Origin of the sequence: Pseudomaricurvus hydrocarbonicus (assembly GCF_011602365.1) — a bacterium.
In the GTDB taxonomy this organism is placed as follows: Bacteria; Pseudomonadota; Gammaproteobacteria; order Pseudomonadales; family Cellvibrionaceae; genus Pseudomaricurvus; species Pseudomaricurvus hydrocarbonicus.
In genome coordinates this window covers 1-1782 of record NZ_JAAONZ010000044.1, presented here as the reverse complement: position 1 = coordinate 1782, position 1782 = coordinate 1, and the positions used below count along the sequence as shown (strand labels likewise).

At 44.4% G+C, this 1782-nt stretch carries 1 protein-coding gene; it reads right to left on the bottom strand.

Annotation, left to right across the window (positions count from 1 at the left end):
- Positions 1 to 150: 150 nt before the first annotated feature.
- Positions 151 to 1707, bottom strand: coding sequence for an IS1182 family transposase (locus tag G8770_RS23745; protein WP_167192537.1), 1557 nt, complete (start codon positions 1705 to 1707; stop codon positions 151 to 153).
- Positions 1708 to 1782 lie beyond the last annotated feature (75 nt).

Here is a 1782-nt window from a genome sequence, read left to right as displayed (position 1 = left end):
CTAACGAGACTGTAGAAAAACGTTTTCTAAAGATTGCTTATCCACAGCCCATTCCTTTTAATTTTGATGCTCACCATTCAACCATATCCACTTAACATAATCACTCATTGCGCGAACTTTACACAGTGCGCGTGTGGATATCTCTGTGCATTAACTCATTGTTCCGTAATTCGCGATTTTCTCAATGTTGTGTACCAAACAGTACAACTGCCATTGCCCTTGTACCTTCTTTTTGCCTCTTAACGAGAACCGGTTGAGCTTTTTCTGACTACCGATATTGGCAAACACAGGTTCAACCACGGACATCCTGTGACCATAAATCGCTTTACCCTGTTTGCTGTCTACACGGCGCTTCATCCAGTCGGTGGCGTTGGTGTGTATCGAGAAGGTTTTGGAGACTTGGCGACCATGGCCTTCACGGGTATCTGCCGATGAGGGATTGCGCATGCATTCATCTTTAAATTGGCAATGCCGGCAATCGGTCAGTTTGCCTTCAAAATGTAACTGAATCCGACCCGGCCCCTGACTGCATTCATGTTTGAGCCACATCTCATTGCCAGCGGGGCAGATACAGGTTTTCTTTTTCAAATTAAAATCGAATTCACTGGCGGGAATGACGGGTTTAATACCTTTGACCGTATCACGGTGTCGTTTTCCGTATTTCTGTTTTTGCTTCCCAAAAAATTTATCGCGCGAACGGAACTGGTTGTCAGGGATATAGGCATTGATGCCTTGTTCTTTTAAGTATTCGTTGTTTGTTCCATTCGAGAAGCCTGTGTCTGCCGTTACAATCAGCTTAGACTTTAAAATATCAGGATGAATACCCGTCTTTTGATAGCGCTTCTGTACACTGTCCAGAACCGGCTTTAATGTATGGTGTTCCTGACCTTCACCGAACGCTTGGGCATCCACAATGATCTGATGCTTTTTATCCACCGTAGCCACTCCATTGTAACCCTGGATCGTACCTTTACTGGTGGTCATCTTAGCGGATTCATTATCGGTAATATTACTCTTCACTTCCTTGGGTTTTTGACCTTGCCCCATCCTTGGGGTCGCCGTCTTTAGGAAGTCATTTATCCGGTTGAACTCTTTTTCCAGAGTTTTAGAGGCTTTCTCCAGCTGCTTTTTCCGCTCTCGATCATTGGGCTTACGGCCATCCAGCTTCTTGTGCTCTTTCAGACAGTAACGAATCTTCTTACTCAATTTATCGCGCTTTTGCTCCAACTCAGACAAAGTCCCGGAATGCTCTTTAGCGGCATTAGATGAAATCTTGCAGCCATCAATCGCAAGCAGCTCATTACCCAACAAGCCCTGTTGCTCGCATACCAACAACACCTGTTCAAACACTGATTCGATGGCATCAGGATAACTACTGACAAAATTGGCAATACTGGTGAAATGAGGAACGGAATCGCAGGATAGCGCCTTAAAGATAATGTTATGCTCACACTGCCACTGGATTTCGCGGCTGGAAGTAATGCCTTTAGAGTACGCAAACAGGATAATTTTCAGGAGAATGGCGGGATCATAGGCAGATCGGCCACCGGTATCGTTGTTGTACTTGTCGTAAAACGCTGACAGATCAATGTGATTGTCGATCAGTTGATGCAAGGTAAATTCGAAGGTGTTGGGTTGAAGCTGCTCTTCGAAATTGATGACAACCATCGTTGACTGGCTGTAGTTGTACTTTTTGAAGTTTGGCATGGCGGTAGTCCTTTTCCGATGCCTAATTTTATCAAAAAACACCTATTTTTAGGAGTTTTTCTACAATTTCAACGC

Excerpts from the sequence above, each read along its gene's own strand:
- G8770_RS23745 (WP_167192537.1), bottom strand. The coding sequence starts at position 1,707 with ATGCCAAACTTCAAAAAGTACAACTACAGCCAGTCAACGATGGTTGTC.